21 protein-coding genes are annotated in these 22,320 nt (G+C 69.5%); 9 read left to right on the plus strand and 12 right to left on the minus strand.

Going from position 1 to position 22,320, the window contains the following annotated elements; all coding sequences use genetic code 11:
• Positions 1 to 36: 36 nt before the first annotated feature.
• Positions 37 to 1,203 carry a hypothetical protein gene (locus FB473_RS12005; protein WP_208390544.1) on the minus strand — a complete coding sequence of 389 codons (1,167 nt, stop codon included), beginning with the start codon at positions 1,201 to 1,203 and terminating at the stop codon, positions 37 to 39.
• Between the two features lie 62 nt (positions 1,204 to 1,265).
• A complete protein-coding gene (locus FB473_RS12010; RefSeq protein ID WP_243863562.1) occupies positions 1,266 to 2,450 on the minus strand; it encodes an AI-2E family transporter in 1,185 nt (394 codons plus the stop codon).
• Positions 2,451 to 2,582: 132 nt separating this feature from the next.
• On the opposite strand from FB473_RS12010, the gene FB473_RS12015 reads away from it, so the two are divergent.
• Both FB473_RS12015 and FB473_RS12020 read left to right on the plus strand, forming a co-directional pair.
• The gene (locus FB473_RS12015) at positions 2,583 to 3,773 is read left to right on the plus strand and encodes an MFS transporter (RefSeq protein WP_341770112.1); all 1,191 of its coding nucleotides are present in this window, start codon (positions 2,583 to 2,585) and stop codon (positions 3,771 to 3,773) included.
• Positions 3,770 to 4,453 carry a uracil-DNA glycosylase gene (locus tag FB473_RS12020; protein WP_167167981.1) on the plus strand — a complete coding sequence of 228 codons (684 nt, stop codon included), beginning with the start codon at positions 3,770 to 3,772 and terminating at the stop codon, positions 4,451 to 4,453. The genes FB473_RS12015 and FB473_RS12020 overlap by 4 nt, the downstream gene beginning before the upstream one ends.
• Before the next feature lie 102 nt (positions 4,454 to 4,555).
• On the opposite strand, the gene FB473_RS12025 is transcribed toward FB473_RS12020, so the two are convergent.
• Positions 4,556 to 5,092, minus strand: coding sequence for a hypothetical protein (locus FB473_RS12025; RefSeq protein WP_167167984.1), 537 nt, complete (start codon positions 5,090 to 5,092; stop codon positions 4,556 to 4,558).
• A 138-nt stretch (positions 5,093 to 5,230) separates the two neighbouring features.
• Between FB473_RS12025 and FB473_RS12030 the strand changes: the two genes are divergently transcribed.
• The 5 genes from FB473_RS12030 to msrA all read left to right on the plus strand — a co-directional run bounded on the left by FB473_RS12030 (position 5,231) and on the right by msrA (position 8,856).
• Complete coding sequence (locus tag FB473_RS12030) at positions 5,231 to 5,578, plus strand: hypothetical protein (protein ID WP_167167986.1); 348 nt, start codon at positions 5,231 to 5,233, stop codon at positions 5,576 to 5,578.
• A gap of 11 nt (positions 5,579 to 5,589) precedes the next feature.
• A complete protein-coding gene (locus tag FB473_RS12035; protein ID WP_167167990.1) occupies positions 5,590 to 6,651 on the plus strand; it encodes a hypothetical protein in 1,062 nt (353 codons plus the stop codon).
• Positions 6,652 to 6,654: 3 nt separating this feature from the next.
• Entirely contained in the window at positions 6,655 to 7,092 is a 438-nt protein-coding gene (locus FB473_RS12040; protein WP_167167992.1) for a hypothetical protein, read from the plus strand.
• A 46-nt stretch (positions 7,093 to 7,138) separates the two neighbouring features.
• The gene (locus FB473_RS12045; protein ID WP_167167995.1) at positions 7,139 to 8,053 is read left to right on the plus strand and encodes a patatin-like phospholipase family protein; all 915 of its coding nucleotides are present in this window, start codon (positions 7,139 to 7,141) and stop codon (positions 8,051 to 8,053) included.
• Positions 8,054 to 8,220: 167 nt separating this feature from the next.
• Positions 8,221 to 8,856, plus strand: coding sequence for a peptide-methionine (S)-S-oxide reductase MsrA (gene msrA / locus FB473_RS12050; protein WP_167167998.1), 636 nt, complete (start codon positions 8,221 to 8,223; stop codon positions 8,854 to 8,856).
• A gap of 211 nt (positions 8,857 to 9,067) precedes the next feature.
• On the opposite strand, the gene FB473_RS12055 is transcribed toward msrA, so the two are convergent.
• Complete coding sequence (locus FB473_RS12055; protein WP_167168001.1) at positions 9,068 to 9,625, minus strand: hypothetical protein; 558 nt, start codon at positions 9,623 to 9,625, stop codon at positions 9,068 to 9,070.
• A 249-nt stretch (positions 9,626 to 9,874) separates the two neighbouring features.
• Entirely contained in the window at positions 9,875 to 10,684 is an 810-nt protein-coding gene (locus FB473_RS12060; RefSeq protein WP_167168004.1) for a Cof-type HAD-IIB family hydrolase, read from the minus strand.
• Positions 10,685 to 10,786: 102 nt separating this feature from the next.
• Here FB473_RS12060 and FB473_RS12065 point away from each other — a divergent pair, with 102 nt between their 5' ends.
• Both FB473_RS12065 and FB473_RS12070 read left to right on the plus strand, forming a co-directional pair.
• Positions 10,787 to 12,544, plus strand: coding sequence for an ATP-binding cassette domain-containing protein (locus tag FB473_RS12065; RefSeq protein ID WP_167168007.1), 1,758 nt, complete (start codon positions 10,787 to 10,789; stop codon positions 12,542 to 12,544).
• Complete coding sequence (locus FB473_RS12070) at positions 12,541 to 14,256, plus strand: ABC transporter ATP-binding protein (RefSeq protein WP_167168010.1); 1,716 nt, start codon at positions 12,541 to 12,543, stop codon at positions 14,254 to 14,256. The genes FB473_RS12065 and FB473_RS12070 overlap by 4 nt, the downstream gene beginning before the upstream one ends.
• A gap of 30 nt (positions 14,257 to 14,286) precedes the next feature.
• Here FB473_RS12070 and FB473_RS12075 read toward each other — a convergent pair whose 3' ends face one another.
• The 7 genes from FB473_RS12075 to FB473_RS12105 form a co-directional block, all read right to left on the minus strand.
• On the minus strand, positions 14,287 to 15,633 hold the full coding sequence (locus FB473_RS12075) for an MFS transporter (RefSeq protein ID WP_167168013.1): 1,347 nt from the start codon (positions 15,631 to 15,633) through the stop codon (positions 14,287 to 14,289).
• 185 nt (positions 15,634 to 15,818) lie between these two features.
• Positions 15,819 to 17,318 carry an aspartate ammonia-lyase gene (locus FB473_RS12080; RefSeq protein WP_243863563.1) on the minus strand — a complete coding sequence of 500 codons (1,500 nt, stop codon included), beginning with the start codon at positions 17,316 to 17,318 and terminating at the stop codon, positions 15,819 to 15,821.
• 58 nt (positions 17,319 to 17,376) lie between these two features.
• Positions 17,377 to 18,141, minus strand: coding sequence for an SDR family oxidoreductase (locus FB473_RS12085; RefSeq protein ID WP_208390545.1), 765 nt, complete (start codon positions 18,139 to 18,141; stop codon positions 17,377 to 17,379).
• Positions 18,134 to 18,901 (minus strand): SDR family NAD(P)-dependent oxidoreductase, encoded by a 768-nt coding sequence (locus tag FB473_RS12090; RefSeq protein WP_167168016.1) that lies wholly within the window; start codon positions 18,899 to 18,901, stop codon positions 18,134 to 18,136. Before FB473_RS12090 ends, FB473_RS12085 begins: the two co-directional genes overlap by 8 nt.
• A 64-nt stretch (positions 18,902 to 18,965) precedes the next feature.
• Positions 18,966 to 20,174, minus strand: coding sequence for an aspartate transaminase (locus tag FB473_RS12095; RefSeq protein ID WP_167168019.1), 1,209 nt, complete (start codon positions 20,172 to 20,174; stop codon positions 18,966 to 18,968).
• Between the two features lie 128 nt (positions 20,175 to 20,302).
• The gene (locus tag FB473_RS12100) at positions 20,303 to 21,097 is read right to left on the minus strand and encodes an aldo/keto reductase (RefSeq protein ID WP_167168022.1); all 795 of its coding nucleotides are present in this window, start codon (positions 21,095 to 21,097) and stop codon (positions 20,303 to 20,305) included.
• A gap of 34 nt (positions 21,098 to 21,131) precedes the next feature.
• Positions 21,132 to 22,286 carry a M24 family metallopeptidase gene (locus FB473_RS12105; RefSeq protein ID WP_167168025.1) on the minus strand — a complete coding sequence of 385 codons (1,155 nt, stop codon included), beginning with the start codon at positions 22,284 to 22,286 and terminating at the stop codon, positions 21,132 to 21,134.
• Positions 22,287 to 22,320: the final 34 nt, after the last annotated feature.

Raw genomic sequence — 22,320 nt, forward strand, 5'->3', positions numbered from 1 at the left:
GACGCCTGCCGGGCCGACCGTCACGCATCGTCGGAGTCAGTCCTCGATACGGACGACGGCGCGTCCCATCACGACACCGATCTCCAGCGCAGCCGCACCGGTGCCGACGACGTACTCGTCCACGGTGCCGTGCGGTTCACCGGGCCAGCTCACCCGCCCGAGTTGCGTCTCGGAGCGGATAGTCACGTTGGCCCCCGCTGCGAGCCGCACGGTGAGGTTTCCCGACTCGACGCGCACGCGCGAGCGTCCTTCGCTGATCGGCCCCGTCAGCGTCGCACCGCCGGCCTGGACGAGAGCGTCGGTCACCTCGGTGACCCCGTTGAGGTTCGCGCTTCCCGCGCTGACGCGGATCTTCCCCAGGTGCGGCACCCCGATCGTGATGAGCCGGCTTCCCGTGACCTCCGCGTCCACGACGATCGCCGGGTTGACCCGGACGACCAGTTCTTGACCCAGCCCGATCGCCCTCAGATCGTCCAGAGTGCGCGGCGGGCGGATCACGCTGAAGCTGGACAGGTCGACGCCGATCTCGCCTTCGGTGCTGACCTCCAGGTCGGAGCCCCGACGGCGCAGCGTGTGCGGGCCCTCGACCGTGATGGTGGCGACGCTCGCGTCCCCGATGAGGCGGACGCGCCGGCCCACCGACCGCAGGACGACACGCTCGATCCCACGAGTGTTCTGCGTCCACCGGGGACCCTGGGGATCGGGGGCCGGGGCCTCGGTGCCCGGCTCGCCGGCCGCCGGAGGCTCGGGGGCCGCCTGCCTCACCGACGAGGCGAGGTTGCCGATACGTTCGAAGGCATGCCGGGCGAAGTCGCCGGCGTCCCGGACGAACCCTCCCGCGGTGGCGGCGATGTCGTCCATCTCGATGGTGAACAGCGGGGGGAGAGTGTTCTCGTCCTCGTCGCCCGGTTCGTTCCCGTCGGCGGGCGCGCCCTGGTCGGCGGATCGGTTCTCGTCGGCGGGCTCGTTCTCGTCCGTCCGGTCTTCTTCATCGGATTCGGGCGTCCCCGGTTCGGCGTCCTGAGGCGTGGCGGTGGCGGCACGCACGCGCTGGGGAGGCGCATCGTAGAGGGATTCGGCGTCGACGACCGGTTCCGGGTTCGGGTGCTCCAACCCGGCGATCAGGTCGGCGGCCCGGGCGGTGTCGATGGCACCGGCTGCGAGGTCATCCAGGATGCGTTTCAGCGCGTTGGGATCGCTCATGCGTTCAAATCTAGACGCGTGGCAGGTGCTTCAGCAGCGACGGGACGGCTTTCAGGGGCTGGTCAGGGACCTTGCACGTCGTCGGGACGACGTCCCCTGGTGGGCAGTTGGAGATCGTGCAGGTTCGGCAGGCGTCGTCCGGGCGTCTCCGGGCCCGGGTCCGGGTCCGCGCTGCGGATGCACCCGGAGACGAACGCGATCAGCGGAATGGCGAAGAACGCACCCGCGATGCCCGCGAGGATGGCCCCGGCCGTGATGCCCAGCAGCACCAACAGGGGATGGATCTCGACGGCCCGCCCCAGCAGCAGCGGCTGCAGCAGGTGTGACTCGACCCCCATCACCGCGACGAACACCACCAGCATGATCACCGCCTTGATCGGCCCGAGCGTGACCAGGACGACGACCACGGCGACAGTGCCGGCGATCATCGCCCCGAGGATCGGGACGAACGAGCACACGAAGGTGAGGGCCATGATCGCCAACCACAGGTTGCTCCCCAGGATGAGGGCGCCCAGCCCGGCCCCCACGCCGTCGATCGCTGCCACGGCGACAGCAGCTCGCACGTAGTGGGTCAGCGCCGTCCAGCCGCCCGACACCGCCGGCGAGATGGTGGCCAATGCGTAGCCGGGTAGCACTTTCGCGAACGCGCCAGTGATACGCCGTCCGTCCTTGAGGAAGAAGAAGGCCACGAACAGCGTCGTCACCAGCCCGGCGAAGAAGCTGCCGATGCCCGAGCCCGCGGTGGCCGCCCAGGTCGCGATCTGGTCCCTCGAATCCTCGACCGCCGAGACCATCTGCCTGATCCAGTCGTTGACCTGCGCCTCGCTGATCCTCAGCGGGCCGGTGGCCAGCCACTCCAGCACCTCACTGAAACCCGTGGTGGCAGTCGTGGACAGCTGCTGCCACTGGCTGGCGATCTGTGCCCCGACCAGGGCCAGGAGCCCCGAGACGACCAGCACCAGGACCAGCAGCGACGCGAGCGCACCGAGCCAGCGCGGCGCCCCCTTGCGCTGCAGCCAGGCGGTCATGGGCGACATGCCCGAGGCGATCAGCACCGCGAGCAGCACGGGGACGACGATCTGTCCCAGCTTCGACCCGAACGTCCACAGCCCGACCACCGCTGCACCCACCACGAGGAGACGCCACGACCAGCCCGCCCCCACACGCAGCCACAGAGGGACGTAGGCGAGGTCGTCGCGTGTGCTCGCACGTGGATCCGTGGAATCCCCACTCGTGCTGGCTGGCATCTGCACCCCCTCGTCGACTGCGCCCCAGCATAGGTGGGCACCCGCCATGTGCGGGCGCTTCGCAGTGCGGTCCATGCGCGAGTCGCAGTCGTCCGGCGTTCCGGTTTTCACCGGTCGGCTAGCCTGAGGCCCGTGACTCGCCTGCCTACCGGGCTCCCCCGCGACGTGTGGGTGCTCTCCCTCGTCGCGTTCCTCGTGGCCGTCGGGTTCGGGGTCATGGTGCCAGTACTGCCCGTGTTCGCCCGCGGTTTCGGCGTGAGCCAACTGGCGGTCGGCGCGGTCATCAGTGCGTTCGCGCTGTCGCGGCTGATCATGAGCCCGTGGTGCGGACGCCTCAACCGCGCGATCGGTGAACGCGTGGCGCTCGGCGTCGGAATCGGGATCGTCGCCGCGAGCACCGCCGGGGCCGGGCTGGCCCGGACGTACGCGCAACTGCTCGTCCTGCGCGGGCTGGGAGGCATCGGATCGGCGATGTTCAGCGTCGCCGCCATGACGCTGCTCCTCGCGTCCGCGGACGCATCGCTGCGCGGCCGGGCGTCGGCCCTCTACTCGGGAGGCTTTCTGCTGGGCGGCATGGCCGGGCCCGCCGTAGGCGGCGCGCTGGCCGCGATCTCGATCAGGGCGCCTTTCTTCTTCTACGCAGGCACCCTCGTGCTGGCCGGAGCCGCGGGCCTGCTGCTGTTGCGCACGCGGGCCGCGGCAACGGCCGAGGCTCCGGGCAGCGAGACGGGCCCGGCGCTGCGAGCCGTCGTCCGCGAGCCGCGCTATCAGGCGGCGTGCCTGGCGAACTTCGCGTCCGGCTGGCAGGCCCAGGGAGCCCGCTCGACACTCGTCCCGCTGCTGGTGGTCGAGGTGCTCGATCGCCCGACCTCGTGGACAGGTGTCGCTTTCGCGGTGGCGGCCGTCGTCCAGGGGCTGGCACTGGCCCCGGTGGGACGCGTCGTCGACACCTGGGGACGCAAGCAGGTGCTCGTCGGCGGGCTCACGGCGTGCGCCGTGTCGACGGCCGCGATCCCGTTCGCCCCCACGATCGCCTGGCTGATCGTCGCCCTGTGCGTCTTCGGCCTGGGGTCCGCCGCGATGTCGACCGCACCGACCGCCCTGGTGGGCGACGTGACGGGCGGAGCGGGCGGCACCCCGGTCGCGGTGTTCCAGATGTCGTCCGACGTCGGCTCGATCATCGGCCCGCTCGCCGCCGGTTTCCTGGCGGATCATTTCCCGCTGCCGGTTGCCTTCGCTGTGGGGGCGATCCTGATGGCGGGCGTCGGGCTGTGGGCGGCCGCGCTCCCGTCGAGTAGACGAGGCGATAGCGTGCAGGCATGACTCCCCGTCCGATCAACGAACTCATGGCACCCGACTGGGCCGCGGCACTGGCGCCGCAGGAGGACCAGATCCATCGCATGGGAGAGTTCCTGCGCACGGAGCTGCAAGCCGGTCGGGCCTACCTTCCGGCTGGTGACAAGGTATTACGCGCCTTCACCCGCCCCTTGTCCGATGTCCGGGTGCTCGTGGTGGGACAGGATCCATACCCGACTCCGGGGCATCCGATCGGGCTGAGCTTCGCCGTTGACCGGGGCGTCCGGCCCCTGCCGAAGAGCCTGATCAACATCTACCGCGAGCTCCAGTCCGACCTCGGCATCGCCCCGGCGGAGCACGGTGACCTCAGCGGATGGTTCGAGCAGGGCGTCCTGCTGCTCAACAGGTGTCTCACCGTCCAGCCCGGCAAGCCCGCGTCGCACCGGGGCAAGGGCTGGGAGCCCGTCACTCAGGCGGCCATCGAGGCACTCGCCGCGCGCGGCGGCCCGCTCGTCGCGATCCTGTGGGGACGCGACGCGCAGGGTCTGACTCCCCTGCTCCAGTCGGCGGGTGTCCCGGTGATCGCTTCACCGCATCCCTCGCCGCTGTCGGCGAGTGCGGGCTTCTTCGGATCGCGGCCTTTCAGCCGCGCGAACGAGGCGCTCGCCCAGCAGGGGGCAGCCCCGATCGACTGGAATCTCGGCTGATCCCGTACCGAATGCGGCCCGTTGCGATGAGCGTGGAAGATTGTGGTTCGACTACGCATCACAATCTTCCACACTGTTCCTACGGCCCTGTCACAACGATCCTCATGAGCCCCGAAACGACGTCTCCTTCGCGATGATCCCCTCGATCATCGCGAGCGGTACGTCGAAACTGCGTGCCGGGAACTTCCGCGTCCGGAACCCGGGGCACGACAGCCGCAACCAGTCATGCCCGAAACGACGCACCACGGACACGCTCACGCGAGCCAGGGGCCAGCGCTCCTCAGCACGCCCGAAAGCCGACGGGAACACGACCTCGTTCCCCTCGATCGCGAATGCGTGAGGCGCCGCGAACGGCACCGGATCGTCCACCGAGCCTGGAGGAAGATCCCGCAGGCCGCGCAGGTGACGCACACCGTTCCAGACCGCCACGGCGCCCGCACCCGCGAGAAACGCCATCCCCAGCAGTTCCCACGTCGGGCCCAGAAGCACGCGGACCGTTGTGCCTGCCAGCGCCGCGACGATCAGCACACCGCCGAGCCAGCAGTTCGCGACGGCATTGCGACGCACGCTGCGACGAGTGGGCGCAGAAGAACCTTGCGTCCACTTCGAAAGCTCGATGACGATCCTCGACTGGCTCACGCGGGCAGCCTAATGGGCTGTTGGCCCATGCCGCGGGACACAGCCCGGACCCGGCGACACCGCCTGCCCATACGACCCCCGGTAGCCGACGGCCACCGGTGCGGGCAGTGTCCACCAGACACGCCCTAGAGTGCGGGCATGCGGGACGACTACCTCCGGCGTTTTCGGGCCACGGTCGCGGCACTGGCCATGGCGTCGGCCGCGTGGGCCGCACTGATCGTCCGCACGCCCGCTTCGGCGGTCGACCGCTCGAACCTCGTCACGTTCCTGGCGATGTTCCCGGTCGCCGGCGCGGTGACGTCGCTCGCCGGCCGCTGGCCGTCCCGCATCGCCGGTTGCCTCGGCGGGCTGGCCTCCGTGACCGGCGTCGTCGGCTACCTTGCCTCGGCCGGTTGGGCGCCGTGGGTGTTCGCGGGAGCCGCCATCATGAACGTGGCGACCCTCGTCACCACGGTTGCATCCAGGGGTGACACCCGCCGGCCCTAGGCTTCCGGCACATGTACTACAGCGCGCCCTACCTGGCCACTGGCGCATCAGATCTGCTCGCCCTGCGTGGGGACGTCTCGCAGGCCAGCGCGTTCGCGACGACCCACCTGTCGAAGGTGTCCGCGAGCGACGGCGGCCTGATCTACCGCCACTTCCTCGGCGGGCACGAAGATGCGATGGCGAAGCTCGATGGTCTGCTCGACGCGATCCACAAGCTCCTGGGGAACTCGGCCGACCGTATCGACGAGACGATGCTCGCGTACTCGTCGACCGAGCAGGCCAACCTCGACGAGGTCGAGAAGCTGTGGGAGGCCCTCGACAACGCACCCGACATCCCTCCGCTCGGGCCGCCACCCGACGGCGGCCTCACCGCCGGGCCCCTCCCCTCGTCCGGCCTCGCCACCCCCGAAACCAACATCGGGCACTGGATCTTCGATGTCCTGAGCTGGCCCGATTACCTGTCGATAGGTTCTTGGCTACGCAAGATATTCGGCTGGATCTGGCAGGCAGTCGCAGGGGACGATCCCTGGCAGATGCTGTGGAAGTGGCTGGGCGGAGACTTCGAAGCCATCGGGCTGGCCGCCGGAGCATGGCAGGAACTGGGCGACTGGTTCGACGACATGGCCGGCGAACTCGGCGTCCGCATGCAGATCATGTTCGGCGGCTGGTACGACAGCACCGATGCCACCGCCGCCGGATCCTACTTCGCCCAGGCCACCCAGGCCATCGCCGCCGCCGAAGGCCCGATGGACGACCTGTTCCGGCTCTACAACGACGTCGCCTGGTCGTCCTACGGGTTCTTCCAAGCCATCTACAGCCTCATCGACGCGGCGATCGACGCCCTCGTCGCCACGCTGATGGGCGGGACGAGCGTGCTCGAGGCGATCGCGGCAGTGTTCTCAGGGGGTGCCACAGCAGTGCCTGCGGCGGCCAGCGCGATCATCGCCGCGGTCGAGACCCTGTCGGCGGCGTGGGGCTACATGATGACCGCGGTGTACGGGGTGGTCGGCATCGGGGCCCTCGTGGGCGCCGCGACCACCCAGATCGAATGGGTCGCGATACCGGAAGGCTGAACCATGTCACTGCCCCAGATGAATCCGCTGGCCGCCAAGCTCATGGGCGGCACCGATTTCCGCCGCCGGTTGCGCGACCAGATCCTCGCCCGGGCCGCCGAGACCGACGACCCGGCCTTCGCACAACGCCTCCGTGAGGCAGCCGACGGCAAGCGGCCCCTGCGCACCCTGCTGCACGATCCCGCCTTCCTCGCGTCCATGAAGATGGACGGCCCGGACGCCGAGCGGCGGCTCGACGAGGCGATCGCCGAGGCCGGGCCGCCGGCGGGGACGCCGGAAGAGGTACGCGAGCAGTGGCGCGAGAAGCTCGCCGAGATCGGCATCCCTGTACCCGATGCCGAGGAGGCCCGTGCGCTGCTGCCCGACGTCCTCGAGTTGCAGCAGCGCGCCCGCGAGGTGCTCGCCGCCGACCGTGCGAACAACTGGGGGCACGACCGCTGACGCTTTCGGGCGCCCACACGGCGTGCCTCCCCGTAGGCTGGGGGCCATGCGCATCTCCCTCGTGCTGGGTTCCGGCGGCGCCCGCGGCTACGCTCATGTCGGCGCGATCCGTGAGCTCGAGGCCAGGGGACACGAGATCGTCGCGGTGGCCGGGGCATCCATCGGCGCGCTGGTCGGCGGCGCGCTGGCCGCCGGAAAGCTGGACGAGCTCGCCGACGCCGCACTGCATCTGTCGCGCACCGACGTGTGGATGATGTTCCGCCCCTCGCTGAATCAGGCAGGGCTCATCAAACCCGACCGGGTGATGAACGCGTTGCGTCGCATCATCGGCGACGTCCGCATCGAGGACCTGCCGGTCCCCTACACCGCCGTCGCCACCGACCTGCTCTCCCGGCGGGAGGTCTGGTTCCACGAGGGCCCGCTGCTCGCGGCGATCCGGGCGTCCATCTCGATCCCGTCGGTGTTCACCCCCGTCATGTTGCAGGGGCGCCTCCTCACTGACGGCGGGCTCGTCAACCCCCTGCCGATGGAGACCTCGCTGCGTCTCGACGCCGACGTCACCGTCGCGGTCTCGCTGTTCGGCCCCGATCCCGGCCTGGGCGCCGCAGGGGCGATCGAGGTGTCGTCCGACAAGCACGACACCACCAACCCGCTGACCCGCCTCTCGGAGCGCATCGCCGGGGCGCTGCCCACCATTCCCGCGTTGAGCCATGCCGGCCCCGAGCAGGACGACCCGTTCGACCCGCTGCCCCCCGATCTCGACATCGGGGACATGGTCGTCATGTCGCTCAACGTCATGCAGGCACGCATCCAGGCGTCCCGCATCGCGGTCAACCCGCCGGACGTGCACATCGAGGTGCCGGTCAGCCTGGCGTCGACCTTCGATTTCGGCGACGCGGAGCGCATCATCGAGACCGGGCGCGAACTCGCCGCCGCGGAGTTCGACCGCGTGGGGCTCTAGGGAAACGCTGATCAATGATCCCTGAGCCTGTCGAAGGGTCGTGGAACTGTCGTCCGGAAACGGGCTTCGACAGGCTCGGCCAGCGTTGCTCGCATTGATCAGCGTTTTCCTGGGGCTCCGGAACTTCTTCCACCTGGCGTGCTTCACCCCGCGCATACGATTGAAACATGTACAACTTTGCTCGTCCCACCCCGATCCAGGTGGATGCCGCGCATGCGCTGCCCGGACGCACCGCCCCCGTGCTGCGCATGCCGTTCGTCCACCGCATCTTCGGCGAGCCCCTCGACGCCGAGCATCCCGGCACCGACGTGGCGTACTTCGCTCTCGGCTGCTTCTGGGGTGCCGAGAAACTGTTCTGGCAGGTTCCCGGCGTCGTGTCGACCGGGGTCGGCTACATGGGCGGATACACCCCGAACCCCACCTATGAAGAGGTGTGCTCCGGGTTCACCGGTCACGCAGAGACCGTCCGCGTCGTGTTCGATCCCGCGCGCGTGTCGTACGGCGACCTGCTGACCGTGTTCTTCGAGAACCACGACCCGACGCAGGGTTTCCGCCAGGGCAATGACGTCGGGACGCAGTACCGCTCCGCGATCTTCGCGACCTCGCCCGAGCAGCGCGGACAGGCGATCAGCGCCCGCGACGCGTTCCAGAAGAAGCTGGGGGACGCCGGCTACGGCACGATCACGACCGCTGTCGACAATGCCGGCGACTGGTACTGGGCCGAGGACTATCACCAGCAGTACCTGGACGCCAACCCGAACGGCTACTGCCCCGTTCACGCCACCGGCGTGAAGTGCGGTTGAGCTGGATCCTCGTCCCTTCGACAAGCTCAGGGAGCGTACGACAGTTGAGTTGAGTCCCTTGTCCCTTCGACAAGCTCAGGGAGCATACGACAGTTGAGTTGACTCCCTCGTCCCTTCGACGAGCTCAGGGACCGCACAACGGCCGAGTTATGCCTTGTCCCTTCGACAAGCTCAGGGAGTGTACGGCGGCTGAGCTTGTCGAAGCCCCTGGTCAGCCCTGACGCTCGACCCAGGCCGTGAACTCGTCGTCCGGGACGAGGCTCCACTGGGTGGGCACATCGGCGTCGAACTCGTCGGCCACCCACTCACGAAATGGCTCCAGGGCCGCGATGGCCTCCTCGTCGTCCGGGGGCTCGTCCAGGAACATCGGCACGAGTTCGACGTAGCCGATCGCGATCGCCCGCAGGAAGTCGACACCGGTGTCGGCTATCAGGAACGCATCACCCTCCGATGTCAGGCCCACGAATCGCTCGCGGTCGCCCTCGTCCAGCCACAGGCAGGCCAGGCTCCCGTCCGGCGCGATCTCACCCAGCGGCACGAGGCGCTCAGGGGCGGGCGAGTCGTCGTTGAACCATCCGTCCAACGAGGCGTCGGACGCGAAGACGACGCCCAATTGGCTGTCGGGCTCGTACGGGGTGAGGAAATAGCCGTTCTCGTCCGTACGGCCCCACCCCTGGTCCTCCATCCACTCCCAGGCCCGCTCCAGTGGCTCGGGGACGAGCAGACCCGCTGGCAGACTGGGCGTGAGGTGATCGAGCATGGTCGACATGCGTACACGCTAACAGTCGCCCGCTTGGCGCGTTGACCAGACGATTCACACCGTCGGGCCGATACCGGGGCACTGCCTCGCACAGGCGCGACCGACGACCGGGAGCGCCCGTTCGCCCGCCCTTCAAGGTGCTCGGCCGAGCACCGCATATGCCTGCCGAAGGCGTCACCTGGGTCAGCCGGGATCAACGTGGAAAGTTGTGGTTCGAGTACGCACCACAACTTTCCACGTTGATCACCACGGCCTCGATCAGCCCGGGATCAGCTCGTCGAGGACGACCGCGACGCCGTCCTCGGTGTCGGCGAGCGTCACACGGTCGGCCGCCGCGAGAGCCTCCGGCACCCCGTTGGCCATGGCGACGCCCAGCCCGGCCGCCTTGAGCATCGGAATGTCGTTGTGGTTGTCACCGAAGGCGATGGATCGCTCGACAGGTATGCCCAGTGCCTCGCACAGGCCGGCCAGTGCCTCGCCCTTGGTGACACCACGCGCGTTGACCTCCAGCAGGAAGTCGGCCGAGAACAGTATCTCGGTCTGCTCACCGAACCGGGAGACCAGATCCGCCTCCAACCGCACCAGTTCGGCGTGGTCGCCGCCGAGGAGCACCTTGCACGGAGCGAAGCCGATGATGCTCGGGTCGGCGAGTTCGACCGAGGTGGTGCCGTTCGCGCCCGTCTCGAAGGCGACCGCGTAGCTGTCGGGGCGGTTCGTGAACACCTCCGCGCCCTCGGGCACCATCACGACGACGTCGAAGGCGAGCGCCCGTGCGATGACCTGCCTGGCCAGAGCGAGGTCGAGGCGGTGGGAGAAGAGCGTCGTGCCGTCCCATGCCTGCACCGCGGAGGCGCCGTTGAAGCCGATGAGATAGAGGCCGTCGGTGTCGATGTCGAACTTCCGGGTGATGTTCAGGAGCCCCGTCGTGGCCCTGCCCGAGACGATCACGAACCGGACCCCCTGACGCCGCACGCGGCGAATCGCCTCACGCGTGCGGGGAAGGATCTCGTCGTGACCGATGGGGAGCAGAGTGCCGTCGAAGTCGGTGGCGACCAGCGCGTAGTCCATGGTGTCCTTCGTCGGGAGGGCGGGTGGGCACAGGCCCCCTCAAGTGTGCCCCACCGCTGGATGTCATCCAGAACCTGACCGAGAACCGGTATCATCTACGAGGTGGCCGAAGCCGATCCGATCGTGACACGTCCGCCGCATGAGCCCGGACGCCATGGCCCGGCCTCGCGCTCGTCGGCTCCCGGCGAAACACCCCACCACGGACCCGCCCCCAAGGCGCCGCTCGCGCGCGGCGTGCGGGACGCGACCCCGCGATGGGTGCTGTGGCTGTCGATGGGGCTCGCGTGGGCCGAGGCCGTCGCGGTCGCCCTCGTCTTCGTCCTCGCCGGGGAGGCCATCGACCTCATCGCCGCGAACGAACCGCTACGAACCGGCCGGATCGCAGGAATGATCGGGCTCGTCTGGTTCGCCGCGGTCTGCGCGGGCGCGGGCGCCTGGCTGTCGCAGTGGGCGGCCTCGGACACAGAACGTCACCTGCGCCGGCTCGTGGTCGCGCGGGTGTTCCACAACGGGGTCACGCGCACCACGGGACGCTCCGGGGAACTGCTCTCGCTGGGGACACACGCGGTCGAGCGCGCCGCTCACTATCGTGCCGGATTCCTGGGCCCGATCATCGGCGCTCTGACCACACCTCTGCTCGTCCTGGCCATCATGGCGCTCACGGTCTCCCCGGGAATCGCAGGCCGGCTCGCCCTGCTGATTCTCCTGGTGCCCTTGGCCATCGGCGGGTTCCAACGCCTCGTCCGACCGATCGGAGCCGCATACCGCAGGTCGCAGGCGCGTCTGACCGCCGGCTTCCTCGAAGCGATCCAGGCGCTCGACACGCTCGTGTACGCCCGGGCGGCGGGCCGCACGGCGGCCGACCTCGCCAGGCGGGGCGAGGAGCACCGGCGCAGCCTCATGCGCCTGCTCGCCGGCAACCAACTGCTCATCTTCGTCGTGGACGCCGCCTTCTCGCTCTCGATCGTCGTCGCCGCGGCCGGCCTGGCCACCGCACGCGTCGCCGACGGCCGCCTCAGCCTCGGCGGCGCCGTCGCAATCCTGCTGATGACGGTGCTCGTCATCGGCCCGGTCGACGTCGTGGGCCAGTTCTTCTACATCGGCATCGGCGGGCGTGCCGCCCAGCGGCAGATCAGCACCCACCTGACGGCCACCGGCGAGCCCGCCTCGGGCGAATCGTCCTCCGCCGCACCATCGGGGGACGCCGGCGACGCTCTCGTCCTCGACGGGGTGGACGCCTCCTGGCCGGGCGGGCCACCCGTGCTGCGTAACGTCTCGTTCCGGGTGGGACGCGGCGAGCGCGTCGCCCTGGCCGGGCCGAGCGGGGTCGGGAAGTCCACGGTGAGCGCGCTGTTCCAGGCCCATCTGCTTCCCACCGCGGGGCATGTCGTCGTCGACGGCCTCGACACCGTGCGATCCGACCCGGCCGCCGTCCGTGCCCGCCTTGCCGTGGTCGAGCAGCGCACGTTCCTGTTCGTGGGCACGATCGCCGACAACCTCCGCGTCGCCGCGCCCGGCGCCGACGAATCCGCGATGTGGCGGGCGCTCGACCTCGCGGGCCTCCGGCAGGAGGTCGAGGCCATGCCCCGGCGGCTGGACTCCCCGGTCGGTGAGCACGGCGCGCTGCTGTCGGGCGGGCAGGCCCAGCGCCTCGCGATCGCACGGGCGGCGCTCCGCGACGCACCCGTCCTGATCCTCGACGAGCCGACCTCCCAGGTCGACCTCACGTCCGAGACCGCGATCGTCGACGCGCTCGACAGGCTCGCGGCCGGGCGGACGGTGCTCGTCATCGCCCACCGGCCCGGCGCGATCCTCGCCGCCGACCGGGTCATCAACCTCACCGGGGAGGACAACCGATGAGTTCCCGCGCATCCGGAAGAATCGCCCTGACCCGCTGGCTGGTCGGCCACACGCGCAACCTCCTTCCGCCGCTGTGGGGCTCGGTGATCGCGCGGGTGCTGGGCCAGTTGCTCGGCGTGGCGCTGTTCGTCGTCGCGGCCGATGCCCTGACCCGGGCGGCCACGGGGCAGACGGTGCCGATCCTCCCGCTGGTCGCCGGCCTCGCGGGCATTTCCCTCGTCAAGGCCCTGTTGCGCTACCTGGAGCACTACGCCGGCCACTGGGTCGCCTTCACCGCGCTCCAGCGCCTGCGGGAGCTCTTCGTCGACCGGCTCGTCCCCCAGGCCCCGGCCGCGACTCAGGGGCGTGCGGGTGCAGAGCTCACCGAACGCGGCACCCGCGACATCGATCGGATCGAGGTCTTCTTCGCGCACACGCTTCCCCCCGCCGTGGCGGCTGTCGTCGTGCCCGCCGTCGCCCTGGTCTGGCTGGGCGTGGGTGTCGACGCCCGGCTCGCCCTCGTCCTCGCACCGTTCATCCTCGGGGTGCTCGTCGCGCCGTTCGCCGCGGGGCATGCGACCTGGCGCGCCGCCCGCAGGGTCGCCGCCCGCCGCGGACAAATCGCGGCTCACCTCGGCGACGACGTCCAGGGCATCCGTGAGGTGCTCGCCTTCGACGCGTCCTCGCGCCGCCTGGCCGAGATCGACCAGCTCGATCGGACGTTGCGGGACACGCGCTCGCGGGCCGGGGTGGGCGAGGGAGCACGCAGGGGCGTCTCGGTCGTCCTGCAGGGTGTCTCGCTGGTGGCGGTGCTCGCGGTGGCGGCCGCCTCCGGCCTGCCCGTCTCGCACACCGTCACCGCGCTGGCGGTGGGGGTCGCCCTGTGGGGCCCGGCCCGGGGTGTGGACGACTTCGTCTCCGGCCTCGACGCGGCGTTCGCGGCCACGGCTCGCGTCCGGCAGATCGTCGACGCCGCGCCCGTGGTCGGCGACCCACCCGACCCCGTTCCCCTGGGCACCGGCTCCGCGATCTCACTGTCCGATGTGACGTTCAGCTACCCGGACTCCGGCGAGCCGGCGCTGGCCGACGTGTCGCTGGAGATCGCCGAGCATGCCTGGACCTACGTCGTCGGCGTCTCCGGCAGCGGGAAGTCCACGCTCGCGGGGCTCGTGCTGCGCGGCTGGGACCCGGGCTCGGGTGTCGTCCGGGTCGGCGGGACCGATATCCGCACCGTTGCGCTCGACGCGTTGCGCTCCCGGGTGGCACTGGTGTCGCAGCGTCCGACCCTGCTGAGCGGCACCCTGGCGGACAATCTCCGCCTGGCCGACCCGGATGCCGACAAGGCCCGGCTCCATGCCGCACTGGAGACCGTGGGCCTGGACGACTGGGTGGCGAGCCTGCCGAAGGGCCTGGAGACCCCTGTCACCGAACGCGGGCTCGGGGTCTCCGGCGGGCAGCTCCAACGCCTCGCACTGGCCAGGGCGCTCGTCGCCGATCCCGGTGTCCTGATCCTCGACGAAGCCCTCAGCCAGCTGGACGCGGACACCGCCGTGCTCGTCCGGACGCGGCTCGCCGCCCGGGCCGGTGGGCTGACGATCGTGGAGATCACGCACAGGGCCGACCTGATCGGGGACGAAGCACCCGTGGTCGTGCTCGACGCGGGCCGTCTGGCGCAATCAGGACGTGCGGGCGACCTGCGGGCGGCCGAAGGGCCCTTCACCCGCCTGGAGTAGCCGGGCGAAGGGCACCGTCGGGCCCGGTTTCTATGCCGGCAGCGGGTCGAACGCGGTCTCCTTGATGGTCAGGGCCGCGATCGCCGCACCGGCGGATGTGACGACGAGGTAGACGGCAGGCACCCAGATGCTCCCGGTGGCGCCGATCAGGGCGGTGATGACCGCCGGCGCCGCACCGCCGAAGATCGCCGTGCCGATGTTGTAGCCGAAGCCGTAGGCCACGGTGCGGATGTGGGTGGGGAACAGTTCGAGGAGCGTGGTCTGCAGCACCCCGTTCGTCCCGGTGAAGATGACGGCCATGACGATGGTCCCGACGAGGGCAAGGCCGATCGATCCCCGTGTGAGCAGCCAGTAACCGGGGAACCCGAAGACCACCATCAATCCCGCCGAGCCCGCGAGCATGGGTTTGCGTCCCACGCGGTCGGACAGACGCCCGGCCAGCAGCGCCGTGAAACAGCTCACGAGCAGGGCCGCACCGGTGACGACCAGGCCCTGCACCTGGCTGAAGTCGAGGTAGGAGGTCATGAAGCTCGGCATGTAGGTGAACAGGACGAAATAGCCGGAACTGTTGAACAACGGCAGCACGATGGTGAGGAACATCCCGATGCGGGCCTGACGGCTCCTGAATGCCTCGGCCAGCGGATTTCGGGAGACCAGACCGGAGGACTTGACCTTCGTGAACTCCGGGGATTCCCCGGCGCTGAGCCTGATCCACAGGGCGGCTATTCCCATGGGAAAGGCGAGCAGGAAGGGAATACGCCATCCCCACCTGACCATCGACTCGGTATCGAGGCCCGCGGTGAGCGCGGCGGCCAGGCTGATCCCGAAGAGCATCGCCACGAATGTCGAGGAATTGGCGTAGCTCACCACTCGGCCGCGTTTCCCGGCGGGCGCGTGTTCGGCGAGATAGGAGTTTCCGATGCCGGTTTCCGCGCCCATCGAAAACCCCTGCACGAAACGAAGGAGCACCAACAGGACGGCCGCCGCCGGCCCGATCGAGGTGGCGGGCGGCAGGAGCCCGATCAGGCCGGTCGCCGCGCTCATCAGCGTGATGAGCAGGATGAGCACCGTGCGCCGTCCGATCCTGTCTCCCAACTGGCCTCCGACCGCGGCACCGAGCGGACGCATGAAGAACGGGATCCCGAACGCGATGAACGTCAGCAACAATCCGGTGGACGGGCTGCTTTCCGGGAAGAAGACGAGCGCGAGGGTTCCCGCCAGGAACCCGTACACGACGTTCTCGTACAACTCGACGAAAATGCCCGCCAGTCCCGCGGGAATCGCCTTGTTGTCGAACGGTGTCGGTTCTTCCGGACTGCTGTCGATCATGGGATCGGCATTCACGTCACCGACGCCGGTCACAGGGTTGTTGCTCATCGTTCTCCTTCGTCATCATTGCCGAAGTACACCAGAGATGCGTGGACCATGTCATGGGTGCCCGCGCACGTCCGGCGTGAGAGAAATCGGCCCTGCGCGGCACCGCTGCACCACATTCTTGGCCGTCAGTGCCCGTCGGCAACCGAATATCCCATAGCCGATCGGTATGGGGACAGAACAACCGGTTATGCGTCGGCCGACGCCCGCGTGGCGCCCTGGCCCTGCGACAGGGCACGCGACACCTCGTCGAACGTCATGAGGCCCTCCGCCACCACGAGTTCGGCCAGGGAACGCCCGCTGGCGAGTGCGGTCCTGGCGATCCGCGCCGCCGCGCCGTAACCGATGTGCGGCGTGAGCGCGGTGACGGCCCCGACGTTGTCCGACACCATCCGGGTGAGTCTCGCGGTGTTGGCCGTGATGCCGTCCACGCATTCGAGGCGCAGCATGCGGCACCCGTGTTCGAAGATGCCCAGCGCACTCAGCAGCGAATGAGCGATGACCGGCTCGAAGGCGTTCAGTTGCAGCTGGCCGGCCTCCGCGGCCAGCGTCACCGTCAGGTCGGCCCCGACGATCGTGAAGGCGATCTGGTTCACTGCCTCCGGTATCACCGGGTTCACCTTGCCGGGCATGATGCTGGAGCCGGCCTGCCTGGCGGGCAGGTCGATCTCGTGCAATCCGGCCTGGGGACCAGAGGCGAGCAACCGCAGGTCGTTGCTGATCTTGGACAGCTTCACGGCGGCCCGTTTGAGCGCCGCCGAGCAGGTCAGGAAGGCCCCGGGGTCGCTCGTCGCCGCGACGAGGTCGTCCGCGCCACGAATCGGGCGCCCGGTGATGCGCGCGAGTTCGGTCAGCACACGCTGCCGGTAGCGAGGATCCGTGGTGATGCCGGTACCGATGGCCGTGCCCCCGAGATTCACCTCGTAGAGCAGGGGCAGCGCCTCGTCGAGACGCTCGGCATCGGCCGCGAGCGTCGAGGCGAACCCGTGGAACTCCTGCCCGAGCGTCATGGGGACGGCGTCCTGCAGCTGCGTGCGCCCCATCTTCGGGATCGAGTCGAACTGGTCGCCCTTCCGGTCGAACGCGTCGCTGAGCGCACGGAGCTCAGCGACGGCCGACACGAGACGCGCCGCGACCGCCAGCTTGACCGCGGTGGGATACACATCGTTGGTGCTCTGCGAGCGGTTGACGTCGTCGATCGGATGGATACGGGCCCCCTCACCGTGGCGCCCGGCCAGCTCCAGCGCGCGGCTGGCGATGACCTCGTTCGCGTTCATGTTGGTGGACGTGCCCGCACCCCCCTGGAGCACGTCGACGGGGAACTGATCGCGCAGGCCCCCGTCGATGATCTCCTGGCAGGCGCGCTCGACCGCATCGGCCTTCCATCCGGCGATGAGCCCGAGGGAGGCGTTCGCCCGGGCCGCGGCCTGTTTGACCTGTGCGAGCGCGGTGACGAGCCCCGGGTGGGACGCGACGCTGATCCCGGTCACGGTGAAGTTGTGCCGCGCGCGCTCGGTCTGCGGCCCCCAGTACGCGGACGCCGGAATGCTCGCCAACACATCCTCCGGCGTGGACGCGTCCGGAGCGTTCCGCGCGGTGTCGCTGTTCCCCACCGTGGACGAGTTCACCCCCTCGGGGGCCGTGTCCTCTCCGGGTCCGTGTGTGACGACGGCATGCATCTGCGACATCCTCCGTAGTTGATTCAGGGTTGGATGGAACCGGACTCAAGAGGGGACGGACTCGCCGTCACCGGGCGAGGTAGCCGCCGTCCACGGGAAGGATCACCCCGTGGACGTAGCGGGCAGCGCCGGACGCGAGGAACAGTGCCGCCCCGGCGATGTCGGCCGGATCGCCCCACCGGCCCGCCGGGATACGTTCGAGGATCTGCCGGTTCCGCACCTCGTCGGCCCTCAGGGGAGCGTTGAGCTCCGTGTCGATGAATCCGGGCGCGATCGCGTTCACGTTCACTCCCTGGGACGCCCACTCGTTGGCCAGCGATTTCGTGAACTGCCCGACCGCGCCCTTGGACGCCGCGTAGGCCGCAGCGGTGAACCCGCCGGTGAAGGAGAGCATCGAGGCGATGTTGATCACCGTCCCCGACCCGCGGGCGAGCATGGGCCGTCCCAGGGCCTGGGTCAGCTGCGCGACGGCCCGGAGGTTGACCCGCAGCACCTGGTCCCACTCGTCCAGCGGGAACTGCTGGAAGGGGTGGCGGATGTTGACCCCTGCGTTGTTCACCAGGATGTCGACGCGATGCTCCCCGAGGATCTGCTCGACGACCCCGGCGACGGCATCGGAGTCGGTGAGGTCTGCGGGAACGAACCGGAACCTGTCCCCCAGCCCGTCGGGCTCGGTGCGCTGCACCGAGATCACTGTCGCCCCGCTCGCCACGAACGCATCGGCGATGGCCCTGCCGATACCCGCCCGGGCGCCTGTGACCACCGCCGTGCGGCCGGTGAGGTCGACCTCCAGGCCCGGCCGTTCGACACGGCCGCCGTCGATGTCAGCCAATGCGGATGCCCCCGTTGATGTTGTAGGTGGCGCCGGTGATGTAGCCGGCGTCCTCGCCGATGAGGAACTCGATGAGTGCCGCGACCTCGTTCGTGGTTCCGAGGCGGCCCACCGGCAGCTGCGCCAGGAAGGCCGGCTTGCGATCGTCGGTGATGCGTCCGCCCATGATGTCGGTGTCGATCGTGGCCGGCGACACCACGTTCACGGTCACCCCGTAGGGGGCCGTCTCGAGCGCGATGGCACGGCAGAAGCTCTCCACGGCACCCTTGGACGCCGCGTAGCACGACTTGCTGTAGGTGCCGCCGCCGTTCTGCGCGGCGGTGGAACTGAGCCCGACCACTCGTCCGTACCCACGGTCGACCAGGCCGGGCATGACACGCCGGGTCATCAGGAACGTCCCGGTCGCGTTGATGCGCAGCACGCGCTCCCACGTGGCGAGGTCGAGGTCGAGGAACGGCACCGGCGAGCTCACACCGGCGATGTTCACCAGGGCGGTCACCGCGGGCAGCCCTGCCTCGACGCGCGAGACCGCGGAATCGACGCTCTGCTCGTCCGATATGTCGACCCCCACCCCCAACGCCTGAATACCGTGGTCGGCGGCCAGCGAGGCCGCCAGTTCGGCGACCACTCCCTCGTCCAGGTCGAGAAGGGCGAGGTTCCACCCGGCCCGCGCGAGCCGGGTGGCCAGCGTCCGGCCTATGCCTCTGGTGGAACCGGCACCGGTTATCACGGCCGTCTGCACGGCGTTGTGTTGAGTCATGAGTCCCTTCCTCGGATCATTGCGGATTGCCCATCGAATCGGTGACGCTGCTGCCGACCACGCGTCAGACGAGGGTGCGCACCGCGGCGTCGATCGCCGCGAGTGCCTGGCTGATGGTCGCCTTGTCGGTCGCGAACGAGATGCGGAAGTACGGCGACAGCCCGTAGGCGGCACCGTGCACCACGGCCACACCGGCCTCGTCGAGGAGGAACAGCGCGACGGCCTCGTCGTCGTCCAGTCGCACCCCCTTCGGGGTGGTCCTGCCGATCAGGCCCGAGCAGTTGACGTAGGCGTAGAACGCCCCGTCGGGCTTCACAGCGCTGAGCCCCGGTACGGCGTTGATACCGGCCACGACGAGGTCGCGTCGCTCCTTGTAGACCGCGACGGTCTTCGGGACGAAGCTCTGGTCACCGCTCAGCGCCGCGGCCGCGGCGGCCTGGCTGATGGAGGCCGGGCACGAGGTGATCTGCGAGATCAGCGTGTTGATCGCCTTGACCAGGAACGACGGCCCCAGGCCGTACCCGATCCGCCATCCGGTCATCGCGTAGGTCTTGGACACTCCGTTGACGAGGAAGACGCGCTCGCGCAGGCCCGGCGCCGCCTCGACGAGCGAGATCACCTTCCCGTCGCCGTAGTAGATCTCGTCGTAGATCTCGTCGGTCAGCACCATGACTCGCGGGAAGTCGTCCAGCACCGCGGCCAGCGCGCGCAACTCGTCGGCGGTGTAGACGGCACCGGTGGGATTGCTGGGGGTGTTCAGGATGATCCAGCGGGTGCGTGGGGTCAGGGCCGCGCGCAGCGAGGCTGGGGTGAGCTTGAACCCGTCGTCCTCACGGGTGTCCACGATCACCGGCGTGCCGTCGTTGGCGAGGACCATGTCGGGGTAGGAGACCCAGTAGGGGGCGGGGATGACGACCTCGTCGCCGGTGTCGAGGGTGGCCATGAGGGCCATGAAGATGACCTGCTTGCCGCCGACGCCGACCGTCAGTTGATTCACGTCGTAGGCGACGCCGGTGTGCCGCTCCACCCGGTCGAGGATCGCTGTGCGGAGCGCAGGGGTGCCGTTGACGGAGGTGTACTTCGTCTCGCCGTCCGCGGCGGCCCGGATGGCGGCCTGCTTGATGTGCTCGGGAGTGTCGAAGTCCGGCTCGCCGACGGTCAGCGACAGGATGTGCCTGCCCTGCGACCGCAGCTGCCGGACGCGCTCGGCAGCCGCGGTGCTGGGGGATTCCTTGATGCGCTGGACGCGGGCTGCGATCTGGGAAGTGGACAATGGAAGCCCTTCTGTGTTCGCTGGATTCGCTGGCAGGACGACTGCAACGCTATTCGCGTGCCGCGCGGCCCCGCCTCGTTTCGGCCATCGGTGATTCGTATGCCGTCATAGGGATGGCCGGACGCCGGCTACTCGAGCTCGGTGAGACCGTCGATGGCGGTCATCTCGTCGTCGCTGAGTTGGAACCAGCCGACATCGAGGTTGGCGACCATGCGGTCACGGTGACTGGACTTCGGGACGACGGCGACGCCGTGCTGCACGTCCCATCGAACGATGACCTGCGTCGGGCTTGCCTGGTGTGCGGCGGCCACGCGTGCCAGGATCGGATCGCTCAGGCGGGCGCTGCGGAGGGGGCTGTGCGCACCGACCACGATGCCGCGTCCGGTGCAGGCCGTCAGATAGCGCTGGCTGAAATGAACCGGGCTCCACTGCAGCTGCGCCACTTCCGGATAGACGCCGGTCGCCCTGTGCAGTTCGTCCAGGAGCGCGACCCGGTAGTTGCTGACCCCGATCGCCCGGACGAGCCCCGCCTCGCGTGCCCCGACCATCTGTTCCCAGGCCGACACACCCGCACTGCCACCGGGCGGCCAGTGCATCAGCCAGAGATCGACGTAGTCGGTGCCGAGATCGGTGAGGCTCTTCTCAAGGGTCTCGCGCTCGTAACCCACGGCGTCCGGCGGCAGCTTGGTGGTCACGAAGATCTGGTCACGCGGGATGTCGGTGGCCTGCAACGCGCGGCCCACGGCGTCCTGGTTGCGGTACCGGGTCGCGGTGTCCACGCTGCGGTAGCCGACGTCGAGCGCCTCCAGGATCGCCCTGGTCGCCTCCTCGCCGCGCAGCGGATGCGTGCCGAACCCGATCAGCGGCATCGTCGCGCCCGCGGTCAGGCAGACAGCGGGAGTGGTGATGGTGTGTGAGCTCATGGCTCCCTCTCTCGAAAGGCGTGCCCGCCCCGGGCTAGTACAGGTGGATCAGACGCAGGGGGACGATGTTCAGGAGTTCATGCCCCGTCCCCGTCACGACGAGGCTGGTCTGGTAGACGATCCCGGGTACGCCGGGGACGTCCGAGGAGGCACGGACCGTGAACACCATCCCGGGTTCGAGGACGTCGGACGTGCCCGCCGCGATGAGCGGGTACGTCAGGCCGGTCCCGAGACCGTAGCCGATCACGTCCTCCGCCGGTGTCGTCCCATGATCGGCCAGGACCGAGGCGAACGCGGCGTGCACCTCCCCCGTCGTGACGCCCGGCCCGATCCGTGCGATCGCTGCCTGCATCGCGTCGGTCAGCTGACTCGCCTGCGATCGCAGAGCTGGCCCGGGCTCGCTGAGCGCGATGGTCGCGGCGATCGCACCCGCGTAGTTCTCGCTGAGGGGGTGAATGCCGAACGGCAACAGCTGCGCAACGTCCAGCACCCCGGTCTCCGGGAGGCGGTCGAACAGGGTCACGATCGACCCGTGTGGGTAGTGGCTCCAACCGGTGACCCCGGCCGGCTCCTCCAGGGGGCTCCAGTATCCCCCGCCTCCGGCGGCACGCAGCGACCGGTCGACGTTGCGGACGATCTCGTGCACTCGCAGGTCGGGAGTCATCCGGTCGACGACCGCGGTGTAGCCGATGTCGGCGAGGTTCGCGGCCTGCCGCAGGCGACGCAGTTCGTCCTCGTCCTTCACGCGAGACGCGTCGGCGAGCACCTGCTCGGCCTCGCCGATGACCCAACCGGGATGGGCCCGCGACACGAACGGCTCCCACACCGCGCGCGACCGCCAGTCGAACGCGCCCCGGGCCTCCTGGCCGTACGGGAGGCCGACGGCCAGCCCGCGCATCACGGCCTCACGATCGGCGAGGGCCGACGGCCCATGTGACCAGTGGGTGACGCGGCCCTGATACCCCGAAGCAGCCACGGCGGCCCCGTCGGCGTCGGACGTGACCAGGACAGTGTTCGCGTCCCGATCGACGAGCACGGTCGTGCCATGGTCGCTGAACCCGCGGGGGTCGACATCTGTCAGGTAGGCGACGGCGGCCGGCGCCGATACGACGCAGAAGTCGTATTCCCGTGCCTCCATCGCCGAGGCAAATCGCTCCTGCCGGGCGCGTGGTGCCTGTGTGTTCGTCACCGGGATGCTCTCCTGTCGGGCTGCTGAAGTGATG

The organism is Brooklawnia cerclae (assembly GCF_011758645.1).
GTDB lineage: Bacteria > Actinomycetota > Actinomycetes > Propionibacteriales > Propionibacteriaceae > Brooklawnia > Brooklawnia cerclae.